Here is a 17,023-nt window from a genome sequence, read left to right as displayed (position 1 = left end):
AATGGCCAGAGCCACAGCCAGCACCCCTTCGCCGAAAGCGCGTGCGCAAATGCCGCACACGCTTGGCTTTGGTGTGCCTGCTACTTCCGACCCGCATCACTTCCTGGTGATTATCCCCAAGGCTAGCTCGGGCAAGGTGCAAATCAGTGAGCAGCTCGGCTTACAGGCAGCGAGTAGCGACAACGCGGTAATCGATCGCGTTCTGTTAGATCGCCAGCGCTGGACCGCTATCCGCGCAGAGGTGCAACGCGCTTTCAATGCCCGTTTGGCTGTGCACGGCATCAAAGCTGGCGCTTGGAAAGTGGGCGATAACCTCGTGGATCGCTTGCTTGGCAAGGAGCTGTGTGTGCTGGCCTGGGCCGTTGAACACATGGAGATGGAGAAAATTCCGGTTGCCGTGCGCAACTGGTTGGCGCTGCGCCCCGAAGAGCGCTGGTGGTTGTTCGGCATGACCGCTATGAGCACTGGCGGAGTGATGGATACGGACAAGGGTTGGCGCGCTGCACTTAAACATGCCCTGGGCGATGTGGCGCAGAGTGAGCTGCTTGCCCCCAGTGCACGACGTGCCAAGGCAGCCACGGAAGTTGTCCAGCCCTCGTTGGGGCTGTTCGGAGATGAAGTGCCATGAGTGTCGGACCTCTGCTGCCATCTCCTAAGATCTATCACATTGCCCAGTTGGATCGCCTGCCTTTTACCGTAGCAGATGGGGTTCTATGGTGGGATGCGAAAATCGTGCGACGCTCGCCAGCCGGCTCGAACATCGGCGTGAGCGGTATCCATCAGCGACGCTCGACCACCGAACATTGGGTGATGAGCCGTGAGGGCGCCACGCAACATGATAGCGTGGCGCGCCAAGTCTATGGCTGGAACCTCCGTAAGCAGCAATTTACGCCGCGCTAACTTGCCATTGCTGAAGAGCGGCTTCACTCGCAGGGCTGTCTGTCGCCTGAACTCGCGGCAGCGCATTGAGGAAATAACAACGCATGGAAAAAACGACAACGCTCACACCGCTCGCCCTCAAGGATCTACCCGCTCTCATCGAGACGGTTTTCCCGGCGCAGAAGGTGTCTTTTGAGGCTCAAAGTGAGCGTAAGGCGGTCGCAGCACAAACTTTGACGGGCTTGGGCTCTTACTGGAAAGGTCGAAAACCGTTGATTCTGGTGCGAGCGATCGTACTGGCCAGCTTGCTGCCGCCCACCGGCGATGCTGAGGCTGATCTGGCTCTCTTTGAAAAGCTCATGGGCTTCGATGAGGAAGGTTTAGCTCGTCGTGCGTTAGCAGCCAATGCATTTTCGGCATCCAAGCTACAGGAAATGATCCCGATTAGTGACCCGGAGCGCTACTTTGGGGGACGTGGCTGGCGACGCGACATCACAGACGATGACAAGCTGGTGCTATACCGGCAGGCGCTGGATACCCTTATCAGCTACGAAGATAAAGCGAATGTTGGCAAGCGCCCGGAGGAGGTGGACCAAGACTGGCTTTACGCTCCGGTATGGGCCGAGGTCAATCGCCACTTCGCTCATTGGGGAGTAAACGTGAAATCTCTACCGGAACTGGTAGAGCAGCTGGGCATCCTGCGCTACGGTCGTCGTCCGCGTGTGGGCGATACCTTTAGCGGTGGCGGCTCCATCCCCTTTGAGGCCGCACGTATCGGCTGCGACGCTTATGCTTCCGACTTGAATCCCATTGCTTGCATGTTGACTTGGGGCGCTTTCAACATTGTGGGCGCCAGCAGCGAATCCCGTGCTGAGATCGAGAAAGAAAATCGAGCAGTTGCCAACGCCGTAGCCTCGGCGATGGATGCACTCGGTATCGAAAAGGATGCCAAAGGCAATCAAGCCAAGGCCTTCCTGTACTGTTTGGAAACACTTTGTCCGGAATCTGGCTGGCTGGTTCCCCTATCGCCGACTTGGGTCATTTCAAAGAACGGGAATGTCATCGCGCAACTCGTTCCTGATCATGTCAATAAGCGATTCGACATCAAGGTCAAAGACGGAGCTACGGCAGATGAAATGCGAGCCGCTACAATTGGTACTGTCCAAGACGGCAATTTGCAGTATCAGGTGAATGGCAAAACATTCCGCATTCCGATCAAAACTCTACGCGGCGACTTCCGCGACTCGCAAGGCAATACAGGAAACCGTCTCCGGCAATGGGAAAAAGCGGATTTCGTTGCTGCACCAGATGACGTTTTTCAGGAGCGACTGTATGCCATTCACTGGATTTCCAAGGACACGCTGACGGACGCGAGGCCAAAGACTTATTTCGCTGCGCCGACCGAGGCCGACCTGCAGCGCGAGCAGCGCGTGCAGCAGCTCGTCGCCGAGAACCTGAGCCGCTGGCAAAACGAGGGTTTAGTGCCGGATATGGCCATCGAGCCGGGCGACAAAACTGATGAGCCGATTCGGACGCGCGGTTGGACTCACTGGCATCATTTGTTCAATTCTCGGCAGTTGTTGCTCTATGCAGAGTTGAAGAAACACACCACTTCTACGCTGTCGCTGAGCCTGTGCCAGATGATCAACACCAGCGCACGTCTGACGCGCTGGACGATTGGTGACGGTCCGGGGCGAAGTGGTGGAACCAAACAGGTTTTCGACAACCAGGCACTGAACGTTCTGTATAATTACGGCTGTCGTGCCTCCCGCTATTTACTCGACGCACTGGACGCCAAAGTGAGCGGTTCGCCGATACCAAACGGTCCTCGGCTTGAACAGCGTTGTCTCCCTGCCGCTGAGGTTTCGAGCGACTGCGATCTATTCATAACCGACCCGCCTTACGCCGATGCGGTGAACTATCACGAGATTACCGAGTTCTTCATCGCCTGGCTGCGTAAGAACCCGCCCAAGCCTTTTAATGACTGGGTATGGGATTCACGCCGTGCTCTGGCTGTCAAAGGTTCAGGCGAAGACTTCCGCCATGGCATGGTGTCTGCCTACAAGGCGATGGCGGAGCACATGCCCGACAACGGCATGCAGTGCGTGATGTTTACCCATCAGGATACCGCTGTTTGGGGCGATCTAATCGGCATCTTCTGGGCGGCGGGACTGCAGGTGGTGGCCGCTTGGTACATCGCCACCGAAACCACTTCCGAGCTTAAGAAAGGCGGTTACGTCCAGGGAACCGTTATTCTGATGTTGAAGAAGCGTGCTGCGGGCGAGCGCACTGGTTTCAAGCAACGTTTGCTACCCGCCGTGCGGCAAGAGGTTGCGCGCCAGATCGAAACCATGATGCACCTGAACGACGCCGTAGAAGCGCATCACGGCGAGCCGGTATGGGGCGACTCCGATCTGCAAATGGCCGGATACGCGGCAGCGCTCAAAGTGCTGACTGCCTATACTCGCATCGGTGATGAGGACGTCACTACCTTCGCCCTGCGCCCTCGCGCACGTAGTGAAGTGACTGTAGTGGACGAGATTGTCCAACAAGCGTCGGAAACAGCCTCCAGTCTGCTGGTGCCCGACGGCCTGACCACAGAAGCTTGGGAGCGTCTTACTGGCATTGAACGTTTTGTACTGCGCATGATGGATATGGAAACCGCAGGTGCGACCAAACTAGACAACTATCAAAACTTCGCCAAGGCTTTTCGCGTTTCGGACTACACCCGTGTGATGGGCGATATGCGGGCCAACAATGCGCGTCTCAAACTAGTTGGTGAATACGCTTCGCGCGATCTGACGGATACTACCGAGTTCGGTGTTACGCGGCTGGGACAGCTCTTTATCGCGTTGCAGCAAATGCTCAAAGGCAGCGAAGCACAGGTTATCGTCGAGCATTTACGCGCTGAAATGGCGGACTTCCTAGAAGCCCGTTCGCTGCTAGTGGACATGTTGGCTTTCATAGAGCGCAAAGCTCCGGAGTCCGAGGTTCGCTCTGCGGCCGAGGTGCTGGCCGCGCGCCTGAAGAACCTGCGCTTCGGCGAGTGAGGACTTGAGAGATGAGCATCCGGCGTTTTTCTTCACGTACCCATCGGCTGGATGCCAGTTTCCTGATGCAGCATCTGGTTGGTGCCAGGAGCTACAAGCGTATTGCTGGCTACTTCACTAGTTCTCTATTTGAGGTGGCAGGTGAGGCGCTCGAACACATTCCCGAGGTGAAGATCGTCTGTAATGTGGATATCCACCCGGACGACCTGAAAGTGGCGCAACTGCGTGAGAGTAAGATGCTGGGTCGCTGGAACGAGCGTGCCCTGGAGGCCGAGGTACTGCTGAACCGCGAACGCTATCGTAGGCTAGATGCCTTCCTGGGCAAGCATGGGCAGGCGGTGCGCATCGCACCAGACGACATCTGCGGTTTTGTGCACGGCAAGGCAGGCGTGATTACCTTGGCGGATGGTCGTCGCTTGGGTTTCATTGGTTCGATGAATGAGACGCGCAGCGGCTGGCAGCGCCACTACGAAATCCTGTGGGAAGACGAGTCCCCGGAGGGCGTGGCGTGGATCGAGGAAGAGTTTGATTTTCTCTGGAACGCCGCAAAACCGCTTCCACAGGCAGTCATGCGTGAGGTGCACCGGCGTGGATATCGGCGAGAAATTGAGTTCATCGAAATCGATGATGACGAGAATCTTGCACCTGCGGCATTGATCGAATCACCGCTGTACCGCGAAGGTCAGCAGTTACAGCCATGGCAGCAGGGATTCCTGACAGAGTGTCTGCGTCACCAGCGTTTGTACGGCACAGTGCGTCTGCTACTGGCGGACGAAGTAGGGCTGGGCAAGACGCTGTCGCTGGCCACCGCCGCGCTGACGCTGTGCCTGTTATCCGACAAGGACAATGGACCGCGTCGTCCGGTAGTGATTTTTGCCCCTGCCACGCTGACCGAACAATGGCAGACCGAGATGCTGGATAAGTTGGGCATCCCGACCGCCCGTTGGGATACCGTGGGCAAGGTCTGGCTAGATGTTGACGAGCGCGTGCTGTCGCCAGCAGGGCGTGAGCAGATTGCCCATTGCCCGATGCGCATCGGCATTGTTTCCACTGGCCTGATGATGCGCGATTCGCTGGAGAAGCAGCATTTGCTTGGTATGCGTTTCGGCGTAGTGATTCTGGACGAAGCGCACAAGGCAAGAACCCGCCAGGGCTTCGGAAAAGTAGCTGGAACACCAAACGAATTGCTGGCCTTCATGCGTGATATTGCCGCTCGTGCAGATCATGTGCTTCTGGGCACAGCCACGCCGATCCAGACAAACGCTGCCGATCTATGGGACTTGCTGGGTATCTTACATCAAGGCCCAGGCCGCTTTGTACTCGGCCACGACCTTGCTCCGTGGCACCGGCCTGGTGAGGTGCTCGAAATCCTTTCTGGGCGCGTAGAAGTGGAGAAATTGTCTGATGCGTGGGAGTTGCTGCGGTCGCCGTTGCCGCGCACGGAGTCGACCAGTGAGCCTCGCGCCCGGCGCTTGTTTTCTGCAATTCGGCAAGACTTGGGTTTGCAAAATGGCGACTGGCAGACCAACCGTTCGCTGGCTGAGCTTACAGAGGAAACGCGGGAAATTCTGGAGGAGGAACTTGATCGCCGTATTGCCGGGGCTACGTTGTTCCAGCGTGAGAACCCGCTGGTACGCCACGTGGTTTTGCGCAAGCGCCTGCAGCTTGAAGAGACTAAGGACAAGGACGGCAAGCCTTTATTGACCCCGGTTGGGGTAGATGTCCATCCCGAGCGTGAGTACGCGTCCGAGCAGCAGGCATTTGATATGTTGTTTGAAGGCAAGGCTCTTCGAACCTCCGAGAACTTCCGGCAGGCATACAGCGAGGCGCGAGCGTTTGGCAAAGCACTGGCCAGGCGTGGTAAGGGCAGCGGCTTCATGAAGAACCTAATGGAACAGCGCATTTGCTCCAGCATTCACGCGGGCCTCTCAACGGCACGGCGCTTGCTGGAAGGTGATGCTGTTCATGAGGAGGATGAGGAGCGAGAAGGTGACGTCAACGTTGAGACGAGTGAGGAGCGCGAGGTTTTGCAGCGCCTAATTGCCCGGCTGGAGCGGCTGGATGCAGATCCAAAGATGGAGGCTGTTGTTCACTTCCTCGACAAGGAGAAATGGCTGGATCTGGGCGTCATTATCTTTAGCCAGTATTACGACACGGCGAAATGGTTGGCTGATTCGCTTGCTGCCCGTTACCCTGAGGAAGCGGTTGGCCTATACGCAGGTGCAGGTCGCAGTCGTCTTTATCAAAGTGGCGAGAGTGTGAGCGTCGAGCGTGAAACTCTCAAACGTATGGTCGCTGAGCACCAGATCCGCGTGATGGTGGCCACCGATGCCGCCTGTGAAGGTCTGAACCTGCAAACACTGGGTACTCTGATTAACATTGACTTGCCGTGGAACCCAACGCGGTTGGAGCAGCGCATCGGCCGTATCAAACGCTTTGGTCAACGGCGTGAGACTGTGGACATGTTGAACCTTGTGTTTGAGCAGACGGTGGACGAGAAGATCTACGAACGCCTGTCCGAGCGCATGAAAAATCGTTATGACCTTTTCGGTTCTCTACCGGACACAATCAAGGATGAGTGGATCGAAGACATCGAAACGTTGGGCGAACGCTTGGATGAATACATCAATTCCCAAAAGACCGCGACCGGTTTCGACTTACGCTACACCGGCACCATGATACCGCCGGAGAAAGATTGGCGCGAATTCACTGAGGTGCTTTCGCGACGCGATCTGACCACTCTAATGAGTGCCGCTTGGGGATGATGTCGTCAAAGGAAATTAGCGGCTGCACCAGCTCAGGGCCGACGTGAACGGAATTTGAGCTCGGTCGAAATGAAAAAAGAATTCTGGAAACAGCCCAGAGTGAGCAGCCGGTAAGCTGCTCACTCTGGGCTGTTTACCGCGAGTTACTGAAGTATGTAACCCAGAGGTTGATCTTTGCTATCGAAGCAGAGGACGGCCTCGCAGTAGCCGCCCAACTGGTCGATGCTCGATTCAGCAACAGCAGGCAACCACTTGCCAAGGTCAGCGATAGGCACCTTCTTCTCGTTGATGTAGCAGTCATCATTCATGCGTGGATTGCACCAGGCACTTTTCACTTCCGGCATTCTGACTGAGCCGAGGTGGCAGGTGACCGTTGCGCCGCTGCTTGTACACTTCCTTCCTGTGCCTGCCACGCTACGTACTGGACTGAACGAAGCGCAGATCGAAAGTCTCGTACGCAGCCGAGAGACCTTCGAGATCAATGGCCTCAGGGGTAACTTCACAGCGGGCGGTGTGCTTCGAGCTCCTTGAGTTGTACCATCGATCAGCCCGACCAACAGCGCAAGGCCCTTGGCGGCGTCACTCGTCACACGGCCTTAAACATTGCCTGTTCATCTTCATTCTTCCTGCGGAGGGTTAGAGCAACCAGGGTTTGCCTGGCTGCTTACGGGGGAGGGTCACTGCAAGGAGGTGGGCGGCTTTGTCGGTGCTGCCTCTGACGTCCGGAAAAGTTTCAGCAGTCGGCAGAGGATCCAGCACGCCAGCAGCACGGCGATCAGCAGGAGCGGAAAGCGCATCAGCAGAATCAGCAACAGCAGGAGTGCCAGGCAACCGGAGAGAATGCCCACGAACATAAACACGGCAGCCAAAATCCGTAGTAGCGTCATCTTCGTTTTATCCTCACAGGTGACCCTGTTCTGCCAGTGATAGGCAGCCTTCGCGACCTACGATGATGTGGTCTAGCGTCCGCACCCCGACCATGCTCAGTGCCTCCTTCAGTTTGTGGGTCAGGTTGCGATCAGCCTGGCTGGGTTCGGGGTCCCCGGAGGGATGGTTGTGCACCAGGACCATGGCGGCGGCGTTGTGCTCCAAGGCTGCCTTGACGACCTCGCGTGGATAGACGCTGGCGCCGTCGAGCGTGCCCCGAAACATCTCTTGGAAGGCAATAATACGATGCCGGCTGTCGAGCAGGAGCAGGGCGAAGACCTCATGCTCGTAGTCGGCGAGTATCGCCTGCAGGTGGCTGAACACCGCCTTCGGTGAGGTCAGTGCTCGTCCCCGGCGCAGACGCAGGTTCGCCAACTGCCGGGCCATCAGCAGGATGTCGGTTTCGGTTACCGGTGACTCGACCAGGTAGGTGCCGGTCGAGTCACTGGTCTTCAGCTTGTGCAGGCGCATACTGGGCTCCTTGGTGGTATTCAGTTGGTGGGGTATGGCGCTGGGCTTGCGCCTCCAGCTTCTCGGCCAGGCTGTTTTTCGCGGATCGCTGGGGAATGTTGATGGCAGGGGAGTAGCTTTCTTCGACGGGGTAGAACTCTTCGACGATGGTGCCGGCATCCTCCTCACTGTCCTCGAACGTGCCATTGGCGAAGCCACGTTGCGCCGCTTCATCCAGCGCGGTTTGATCGAAGCCTGTCGCTTGCCGCTGCGAATCGAGCTCAATGGCGGCCAGCAGCGCCTCGGCCATGTCCATGCAGCCGCGTACTGTCAGGTCAACGTAGAAGATTGGCGTCCCATGGCTCTGGCGGGTGGACTTGCCACGCAGACGCAATTCCAGCGGCAGGCATGCCAGGCGATTGCCGGAGATGGCCTGGAAGTAACGCAGCCGGGCGGCGAGGGTGCGGATGCTGTTGAAACCGGTGGTGCGAAACATGAAGCTACCGAGCGGATCCTCATCGCCAATGACCACGTTCAGCCGTCCGTAGGGCCTGCAGGCATTACCCTTGGCCAGCGGGCAGGCATCGGGCGAAGGGCAGGGCAGCGACTGTACCCCGTCCTGTGTGATGCGCTTGCAGGTCTCACCGTTGCCCACGCACAGAGGTCGTCCGGACTGCCGATCAAACAGCGTGTAGTCGGCACGAAAGTTCAACTCCGGCTCGTTGAACAGCAGACGTACCGGAATGCTGCGCAGCTTGTCGTCCTTACCCTGACGCAGCCCCTCATTGAGCGGGTGCAGCAGCCAGCCATCCTTGCCTTGTACCTGGGAGGTGATGGTGAACTGGTCATCCTTTTCTGGCAGACGCTTGCCGTTCTTCTCGATGACCTTACCGATGGAGATGCGCCCGAGCACTGGGGGCGTCAGGGCTAAGCCTTTCAGCATGGTGGTTCTCCTGGAAATGAAAAAAGGCCAGCCACGCAGCGCGAACTGCATGGACTGGCCAAGGGGGAAGGGAGTGAGGGAAGTGAAAATCAGCCGACCAGGAAGCGCCGCGCACCGGTTTTCAGTAGTGGGTACTTGGCCTGCAAGTAGGGCTTGTCCTGGAGCAACTGGGCGACATCGAGGCCGACGCTGTCCTTGGCTTTGCGCCAACTGACGTAGCCGCTGGTGAACTCCGCCCGGCTGGCATTACCCATGGCGTGCAGAAGCATCTGTTTGAGCTCGGCTTCACGCTTTTCCTTATCGGCAATCGATTGGCGGATGGCCTTGAGCTCAATGAAGGCAGCGCTCAGTCCGGCATGACTGCTGAAGTCGACGACCTGACCATTGTCCTCCGGATACAGGCAGCGCAATGCGGATTCAGCAGAGGCGGTGCCATCGGCTGGCGGTGGCGTATCGGTCTCCACGTACTGCCAGAACGTGCGCTCCAGCTCGATCAGGCGCGCGATCATTTGCTCGTCCCGCTCGATGCGGTGGATCTCCAGCGTCTGGCCACCGAGCAGCACCGCCACATCCGCCACCTGCTTGCCGGTGACGGCGAGCTGGTGCATCACCTGAAGCTGAACATACTCGGGCACGCCTTCCTTCCAGAGGCGTGCCCCGTTTATGCCAGCGGTCTTGCATTCGAGGATCTGTACATCGTCGGCACCGATCACCTCGCGGTCGATGTTGGCGAGCATCCAAGGCAACTCCGGATCCGGATGCTGCAGCACGGCGTTGATGCGACGGACTCTGTGCTTGGTGCGTTTGCTGTAGTGCCAAGCCACGATGGGCTCTAGGACATTGCCCCAGTACATCGGGTTTTCCTCATCGTGAGGATCAACCTTCGGTAGCCCAGCATCGCGACCGGTTTTCTCCAGCCACAGTTCTAGCTGCGACTTGTAGGGATTCAGCCCCACCGCAGCGGCGGCATCCGAACTGCCGATGCCTTTCTTGCGGATCTGCAACCAGTCCTCGCGCGGTAGCTCTTTGGTGCTGACCAGGCGCAGGGCAGGGCGTTTCTTGCGGGTGCTGCCGTTCAATGACGTTGCTTTCATGGTATTCACCTGCAGACATAAAAACGCCCGACCAGCACAAGGCTGACCGGGCGCGAGGAGTGAGGTAAGTGAGGGTTAAGCGACAAGCTGCAGCGCGGCATCCAGGGCGCGTTGCTTGATCTGCGCGCCCTGGCCGAACCAGGCCGAGTCCATGCGGTACTCGTTGCTACGCGCGCGGCGTTCGTGGTCGACAAACTCGGTCACGGCATTGAGCAAGCCCCAGGCGGTGCCGCGTGCCGAATCCAGCTGGCTACCGCGACCATGGCCTTCGTACAGTTCCTGGACCTTGCGCAGGGCACGCTCGTTGGGCAGTTGATCCGGCAGAGCACCGGTCGGGCTGGTCTCGCACAGCACGTTCCTAAAGAAGCCAAGCGCCTCATGCCACTGCACTTTGCGCTCGGCCAGCACGCGCATGCGGTACATGAAGTCGTCCCATTGCGAGACGGCGATACCGAGTTGCTTCTTTACCGCCTTGGGGTCGAAGCGGGTGTTGTGCGGCACCTTGATCGCTCGGCTGGTGCCGTTCAGGGCGATGGTCAGGGTGTTGTTGCAGACCACCCGCATGGTAGTTGGCGTGGCGGTGGTGGCCAGAGTGCCGTCGCAGGAGGTCGCCAGCAGCAGATAGCCATTCACTTGGTCGTTGCCCTTGAGCGCCGCGCCTTGCCCCGTGCGCGCCAGTGCCCAGAACTTGCGCCCGCCCTTGAGCACGCCAGCCGTTTCCAACTCGTAGCCGGAGACCTCGGTGAGATCGCGATAAAACTCCAGCACCTCGCGCGGCTGCACGGTGTGATAGCGGTTGGAAACTACCGACAGTGGTGCCTTGGTGTCGGAGCGATACAGCACCTTCTGCTCGGGGAAGGAGTAGATCGCGCCCAGATGGCCGACGGAATCCGACTTGAAATGCACGGGGCTTTCCTGGATCTGCCAGTCCATACCGGCTTCGCGTTGCCAGACTTCGATGGGTTGTTTCTGAGTGAGTTGATTGCCCAGGCCGTGCCACGGAGTAGCGCCAGCGTAGGCCATGGTTTCGACGAGATGTGCCATGTGAACGATTCCTTTGGGTGCAGGCCGGCATAGAGCGCTGCGCGAGGCGCAGCACCGACCGGAAGTAATAAATAGAAGGGAAGTTGACTTGGTTAGGTCGGGAGGTTGAAGCGGTGACCGCAGAGTAGGCAGAGGTTGTGGGCCAGGACGTGGCGGTCGAGCGACTCGCCGAGCTGAGCGCCGAGTGCGCAGCCACCGACACCTCCGGCCAGGCCGCCGAGGATGGCGCCCGATACGGAGCCGAGGGTGATGCCAACTGGCCCGGCGATAGCGCCGATAGCTGCTCCGGCCTGCCCACCAGCCAGGGCAGCACTGACGCCACGCGCAACACCGCCAACGGTGCCTATGGCCGCGCCGACTTTCATGGCGTGATGGAACGAGGCGACTTTGGGAGAATGACAACGGGGGCACTGCAATGACATGGGACGAACCTCCTTGATGTTGATGTCATTGCTGTTATGTGTGATCAAGATTTTTTCGAGTTGAATCTGGTTGCGCGATGACAAATCGCTCCTCGACTTGTGCCGCTTGACGTCCTCAATACCGGCTCCGTGTATCAAGGCAACGGTTAGTTCCCATCCTTTACAGTTCCCCTGAATGTGGCCGATGATATCGAAACGGAATCACTAGGGCGGCCATCGTTGGTGACAATAGCGCAGAGGGAGGATGCTTTGACCATATCGGCTGGCGCCGCAGAATTATTGCTCGTCGCAAACAAAGCTGGCCTCGCGGAGACAGGAGGAGGCCACGGGGCGAAGGGGGTGGACTTTCAGCGTTGGTGGGCAGTGCTTCGAATGGTTGAAATGGAGCAGGCGAATGAGCCGGACTTCTTGCTCCTCTTCGAAACTGTGCAAGATGTCACGGAGCTGGATTCAGCAAGCTCGCCCGCGCGTGCTCGCGTTTATCAGGTAAAGAAGAAGGACCGTGGAGAGTGGAGCTGGTCTGTGCTCACTGGAACAACAGCGCCTCCGAAGAAGAAAAGCTCGAAGGTAGCATCTCCTACGTTTACGAAAGTCAGTGATAGCGCACTGGGAAAGCTTCAGCTCAGTCTTGCTGCCTTCGACAAACTCCCAGTCGAGGCGTACTTCATCTCAAACGCTGGCTGCGATATCCCTCTTGCGGCTGGAGGAAATGCTGCAACGTCGATGCCTTGTTCGCTAGCGGACTTTGCCCTTGAGCATGTGCAATTTTTGACCCAAGCCTTGCAAACACTTGCGATAGATGGCTCACCTGCCCCCGACCTAACGAAGATCAGGCTCAAGAGGGTCGCCATTCACCCCGATGAGCCCAGCAGCCATGTCATCAAGTCGGTTTTAGAGCTTTTAACAGAACGCAGTCCGCGCCATGCGGGCCAGGCAGCATCCTTCGTGGAGTCTCTTGTTACGAAAATTTCACCTTTGGGCCGACACACCGATACGTGTTCCTCCTTCGATGACCTCGTGAAGCAGCGTGGGTTCTCTCGGCAGGAGTTTATGTCTGCGCTAGGTGCGCTTGAGACCGTCCCCGACCATTCTGCCTATCTAAATGACTGGCTTACACAACTGCAGAATGAGGGCATGGACTTCATGGAGGTAACAGCTATACGCGCACAAGCTGCCCGAGTCGTGAGAGAGCAACTTACGGGAGCAACCCTACCCACTGTTCAGCCACTCCATGATTTCTGCGATGCCTGGCTCGACTCCAATGCGCGCGGATCCGGCTTGTTACCGTATTTCGAGATGGCGCTTTCTGCGCTGAGGAAAAATTTTAGTGGTTTTCGCGATGCAGAACTCCTAGCGCGCTTTGCGATGAGGGCTATTAAGAAATGCGTGGACCAGAACTGAGACTTCTCGTTCGTAGCTTGAGAACAAAGAACTATGAAAAGCTTCCGCTTCGTAAACATCTGGCTCCTCTCGCATCGCGACAGGAAAGCGCGGCACGTCAATTTTCACCCGAAGAAGAACTTATTGAGGGGAAGGAACCACACAGGCAAGACCAGTCTGATAAGGAGCCTCTTTGAAACTCTTGGCGCAAAACCTCAGGGTAAGTTAGAGGCGTGGGACAAAAACACGGCTTGTCTCCTTGAGTTTTCTATCGATGGACGTAACTTTTTCGCACTACACCAGAGTGGGCGGCGTGCTTTGTTCAACGCCAATCGCGAGATGATTGTCGCGACTTCAAATTTTGGTGAATGGTCGGAGAGTTTTTGTGATATTACTGACTTTAACTTGGTGTTTACCGATAAGAAGGAATCTGAGATCCGGCCTGCCGATCCGGCATGTTTTTTCTTGCCTTTCTATGTAAACCAAGACGGCAGTTGGCAGGCTGAATGGAACACATTTGGTGGACTCAAAAGGTTTAGCTCGCCTTGGGGCTCCATCTTGGAGTATTTCACCGGCGTTTGTCCTCCTGAGTACTACCGTGCTAGGGCTGAGAAGGCTCAAGAGTCTAAGGTTCTTGAGGAGCATCGGCGTGAGTACAAACTCCTTGAGCGTACTATAGAACGATTCAGTCGCACGCTTCCTTTATGCGGGCCAAAGGTCAGTGCCGAGAATTTTGCAGACGAGATTGCTCTGCTGACCCAAGAGGTTAATGAGCTTAATCAGAGGCAGGAAGTGCTACGAAATGCAGCTGTTCGTGAGCAAGACTTGCTTTCGAGTCTGGAGCAGCAGATTCGATTGGCCGACGATGCGCTAGCGGCTTATGACCATGATGCGAAATACTTGCGCGCTGGAGATTCAGAGCCGCTGATTTGTCCGACTTGCAACGCCGAGCACACCAAGTCATTCCTTGATTTGCTCAATTTTGCTGAAGATGCGCGTGTGCTCCGAGAGCTCGCTGGGCGCCTTAGAGATGACGCAAATCAGGTACGGCGTCGATGCGGCACCGCGTTGGCAGAGTTGAGTACCCTAAATGGCAACTATCAGCGAATCTCAAAGCTATTGGATACACGCAAAGGAGAGTTAAAGTTTCAAGATGTCGTTGGCAGTATGGGGGCAGAGAGTGCGTTTGCTGCCTTTGAAGCTGAGCGTAAGCATCTACAAGAGGCCATCGATAAGGCTCTTGGCGCGGTCGATGCTTTAGAAGAAAAGATGAAGTCGTTACGTGCCGCGAAAAGAACGCGAGCGATATTAGACGACTTTAGATCCTACTACATGACCGGTCGTGTTGCCCTGCAGTTACCTCCTGTTGATGCATCAAAGATGAAGCTTACGGGTCGTCCTGATCTATCTGGAAGCGGAGGCCCTCGGTCAATTCTCGCTTACTATGCTGCGTTGTGGCGAACCTGTCAGGGGGTGACCGGAACTTATGACGTACCTGTCGTAATTGACTCGCCAAACCAACAAGCTCAGGATGACATTAATCTTCCTGCTGTGCTCCATTTCATAGCCGAGGAATTGCCAAAGGACATGCAGCTAATTGTTGGCTTGGAGACCTCAACAGATTTCCCCTTCGATAGAGAAATACATTTGGACGTGAAGTACTCAATGTTGCGTGAGGACCAATGGGGTGAGGCTGAGAGTATTGTTGAACCATTGCTCAAAGAAATGTATGCAACGATGAAGTCCGATATTGAGGAGCAGGGCGACACCGCAGCGCGGTGACCTGGTCGTTTATTTGTCAGCGAATCGAAACGACTTTTCTGTCCCGAGTATCCTTGATGGCGGATACCGAGAGGTTGCCCGTCGCTGCTTCTTGAATGTGTTCGCTCCACCAGACCATCATCGGACGCCTGCGCTCGATATAGTCCGCCCGGTTGTAGGCGCTACGAACCTCGTCTTTGTCGACGTGGGCAAGTGCTACCTCGATCAGTTCCGGATCCCAGCCGTGCTCGTTGAGGATGGTGCTGGCCATTGAGCGCATGCCGTGGCTGACCAGACGCCCCTCGAAACCCATTCGCTTAAGCGCCATGTTGGCAGTCTGGCTGTTGCAGTGTGTGCGGGGGTTCCGGTCTGCGGGGAACACGTACTCCCGATGTCCACTATAGGGTTTTATCGCCTCCAGGAGCGCGAGAGCATGCTCCGTGAGCGGGACAATGTGCGTGCGGCGCTTCTTCATGCGCTCCGCAGGAATTGTCCAGATCTTCTTCTCGATGTCGATATCTGCCCAGCGGGTGGTTGCTGCCTCCACTGGCCGTGTCATGGTGTGGAGCTGCCACTCGATCAGGCAGCGGGTTGTTCTTTTTATGCTGGCATTGGCTATTGCCACCATGAGTTCTTTCAACTCATCGGGGGGCAATGCCGCCATGTTTTTCTTTTTCGGTTTCTTGAAGACGGAGCGGATACCGCTGAGCGGGTTCGCGTGAATCAGTCCCGAGTTGACCCCGTAAGTCATGATCTCGTTGAGCCGCTGCGTCAGCCGCTTCACGGTTTCAAGGCTGCCCTTGGTTTCGAGTGGTCGGAGCAGGTTGATGACTTGAGGTGCGCTGATGGCTGAGATCGGTGTGGAGCCCAAGTCCGGGAATACGTGCAGCGTTAGCGAGCGCCAGATGTCCTCAGCGTAGGCCGACGTCACAGCATCTTTCTTCAGCTCATACCAGGACGTCGCCACATTCTGGAATGTGTGCTCAGTCGCGGCTTGTTTAGCTTGCAGCACAGCATCCCGTTTCTCTTTAGGGTCGATGCCATGGGCAAGTGCTTCCCTCGCTTCAATGGAACCCTTGCGTGCTTGCGCTAACGAGACTTCAGGGAAGGTTCCCAGTCCCATGTTGATCCGCTTCTTCGTCACAGGGTGTCGATAGTTGAAGTTCCACAGCTTAGAGCCATTGCTTCTCACTCGCATTTGAAGTCCGCCGCCATCAAATAGGACATAGTCCTTTTCAGCAGGCTTGGCAGATTTGATTTTGAGTTCAGTGAGGCGGGTAGCTTGTGCGCACATTGGCATTCCAGTATTGATTTTGGCATTCCAAAAATTAGCACCTACGGGCTTGGAATGCCATTTGGAATGCCAGAAGTCGTGGCTGCTGATGGACGTCCGTGGACGCTGATAGCGCTGAAAGTCCCGTATTTACTGAGTTTCAGGCACAAAAAAAGACGTCCGTGGACGTCTTTAGATGATTATTTGGTGGAGCCGGGGGGATTTGAACCCCCGTCCGCCAGTGCTCCGCTTTCGGTACTACATGCTTAGCCGTGTCTATTGAGTTAATCCGCAGCCGCCCGACGGGCAGGGTGCTTTGGACGAGTTGTGTAAGTTTTAGCCGATTCGTCCACAACGTACTGCACGGCGATCCTGTTCTGTATGACAATCACTTCGGGTTTACAGGCATCCCCTAATGATTGCTGGAGCCGAAGCTACCAGGAGAGCGGGCTCAGCTGCTTACGCAGCGAGAGCGTAACCCTCGTAGTTTTCGTCATTGGCAACTATAGAAAGTTGCAACAGTGGATTTACGAGTTCTGTTACCAACTCGGCATGCACCTAGAGTTTCACTACCGGCGTCGAATCCTAATCGGCCCCATGTGTTGCGCTCTAGCTGTAGCGTTTTTCAACGCTTGTGGGCGAGTATACGCCATCGGTCAGGCGACGTCGACTGCTGCTCTGGCGTCGCATGGCTCAAGGTTACTGGCTGCTGCCGCCGTTGCTGCTTTTGTCGGCTTTTTCCAGGGTGTCCAAGGCTTTGGTGGTGATAGCGATACAGTCCTTGGTGTTACCCGCGGCTTGTGCCGCCTTGGCGTCTCTGACTTGGTCTTTGATGCTGTCGTTTGTGCCTTCGGCCATGGCGCCAGCGCCGGCAGTGGCCGTGGCATCGTCGATTTTTTGCAGGTTGAGGGTGCAAAGGTCATCTTCAGCAAACACAGGTGAGGCAAGCAATGCGGCAGTAAGGAACAGTCCGGAAATCGCTGTACGCTTCATGTGAATCTCCTTGGCGGGTACGACCTCGGAAGGAGGCCTTAT

General features: G+C 56.7%; 15 protein-coding genes and 1 other RNA gene. 6 read left to right on the top strand and 10 right to left on the bottom strand.

The window, feature by feature from the left end; all coding sequences use genetic code 11:
- Position 1: 1 nt before the first annotated feature.
- The 4 genes from V0R60_RS21625 (at position 2) to V0R60_RS21610 (ending at position 6,694) form a co-directional block, all read left to right on the top strand.
- Entirely contained in the window at positions 2 to 628 is a 627-nt protein-coding gene (locus tag V0R60_RS21625; RefSeq protein WP_330080676.1) for an anti-phage-associated DUF3780 domain-containing protein, read from the top strand.
- Entirely contained in the window at positions 625 to 900 is a 276-nt protein-coding gene (locus V0R60_RS21620; RefSeq protein ID WP_330080677.1) for a DarT ssDNA thymidine ADP-ribosyltransferase family protein, read from the top strand. The genes V0R60_RS21625 and V0R60_RS21620 overlap by 4 nt, the downstream gene beginning before the upstream one ends.
- Before the next feature lie 83 nt (positions 901 to 983).
- Positions 984 to 3,929: an anti-phage-associated DUF1156 domain-containing protein gene (locus V0R60_RS21615; protein ID WP_330080678.1), complete on the top strand. Its 2,946-nt coding sequence runs from the start codon at positions 984 to 986 to the stop codon at positions 3,927 to 3,929.
- Between the two features lie 11 nt (positions 3,930 to 3,940).
- On the top strand, positions 3,941 to 6,694 hold the full coding sequence (locus tag V0R60_RS21610; protein WP_330080679.1) for a phospholipase D-like domain-containing anti-phage protein: 2,754 nt from the start codon (positions 3,941 to 3,943) through the stop codon (positions 6,692 to 6,694).
- A 143-nt stretch (positions 6,695 to 6,837) separates the two neighbouring features.
- Here V0R60_RS21610 and V0R60_RS21605 read toward each other — a convergent pair whose 3' ends face one another.
- From V0R60_RS21605 to V0R60_RS21575, 7 genes are all read right to left on the bottom strand, one after another.
- Complete coding sequence (locus V0R60_RS21605; protein WP_330080680.1) at positions 6,838 to 7,002, bottom strand: hypothetical protein; 165 nt, start codon at positions 7,000 to 7,002, stop codon at positions 6,838 to 6,840.
- A gap of 369 nt (positions 7,003 to 7,371) precedes the next feature.
- Positions 7,372 to 7,581: a hypothetical protein gene (locus V0R60_RS21600; protein ID WP_330080681.1), complete on the bottom strand. Its 210-nt coding sequence runs from the start codon at positions 7,579 to 7,581 to the stop codon at positions 7,372 to 7,374.
- Positions 7,582 to 7,594: 13 nt separating this feature from the next.
- Positions 7,595 to 8,092 (bottom strand): RadC family protein, encoded by a 498-nt coding sequence (radC, locus tag V0R60_RS21595; RefSeq protein WP_330080682.1) that lies wholly within the window; start codon positions 8,090 to 8,092, stop codon positions 7,595 to 7,597.
- A complete protein-coding gene (locus V0R60_RS21590; protein WP_330080683.1) occupies positions 8,064 to 9,014 on the bottom strand; it encodes a recombination directionality factor in 951 nt (316 codons plus the stop codon). The genes radC and V0R60_RS21590 overlap by 29 nt, the downstream gene beginning before the upstream one ends.
- Before the next feature lie 89 nt (positions 9,015 to 9,103).
- Entirely contained in the window at positions 9,104 to 10,108 is a 1,005-nt protein-coding gene (locus tag V0R60_RS21585; protein WP_330080684.1) for a YqaJ viral recombinase family nuclease, read from the bottom strand.
- Between the two features lie 75 nt (positions 10,109 to 10,183).
- Complete coding sequence (locus tag V0R60_RS21580) at positions 10,184 to 11,152, bottom strand: DUF932 domain-containing protein (protein ID WP_330080685.1); 969 nt, start codon at positions 11,150 to 11,152, stop codon at positions 10,184 to 10,186.
- Between the two features lie 92 nt (positions 11,153 to 11,244).
- A complete protein-coding gene (locus tag V0R60_RS21575; protein ID WP_330080686.1) occupies positions 11,245 to 11,574 on the bottom strand; it encodes a hypothetical protein in 330 nt (109 codons plus the stop codon).
- 249 nt (positions 11,575 to 11,823) lie between these two features.
- Between V0R60_RS21575 and V0R60_RS21570 the strand changes: the two genes are divergently transcribed.
- Both V0R60_RS21570 and V0R60_RS21565 read left to right on the top strand, forming a co-directional pair.
- A complete protein-coding gene (locus V0R60_RS21570) occupies positions 11,824 to 12,975 on the top strand; it encodes a dsDNA nuclease domain-containing protein (protein WP_330080687.1) in 1,152 nt (383 codons plus the stop codon).
- A gap of 33 nt (positions 12,976 to 13,008) precedes the next feature.
- Entirely contained in the window at positions 13,009 to 14,736 is a 1,728-nt protein-coding gene (locus V0R60_RS21565) for a hypothetical protein (protein WP_330080688.1), read from the top strand.
- 16 nt (positions 14,737 to 14,752) lie between these two features.
- Here the strand turns inward: V0R60_RS21565 and V0R60_RS21560 are convergent, their stop codons facing one another.
- The 3 genes from V0R60_RS21560 to V0R60_RS21550 form a co-directional block, all read right to left on the bottom strand.
- A complete protein-coding gene (locus V0R60_RS21560) occupies positions 14,753 to 16,009 on the bottom strand; it encodes an integrase domain-containing protein (protein WP_330080689.1) in 1,257 nt (418 codons plus the stop codon).
- Between the two features lie 184 nt (positions 16,010 to 16,193).
- Positions 16,194 to 16,585, bottom strand: a transfer-messenger RNA (tmRNA) gene (ssrA, locus tag V0R60_RS21555).
- A gap of 102 nt (positions 16,586 to 16,687) precedes the next feature.
- On the bottom strand, positions 16,688 to 16,981 hold the full coding sequence (locus V0R60_RS21550) for a hypothetical protein (protein WP_136474418.1): 294 nt from the start codon (positions 16,979 to 16,981) through the stop codon (positions 16,688 to 16,690).
- Positions 16,982 to 17,023: the final 42 nt, after the last annotated feature.

Source organism: Pseudomonas auratipiscis (genome assembly GCF_036324085.1).
Taxonomy (GTDB): domain Bacteria; phylum Pseudomonadota; class Gammaproteobacteria; order Pseudomonadales; family Pseudomonadaceae; genus Aquipseudomonas; species Aquipseudomonas auratipiscis.
The sequence above is the reverse complement of the archived record's forward strand: the minus strand, read 5'-3'. Positions and strand labels throughout refer to the sequence as shown.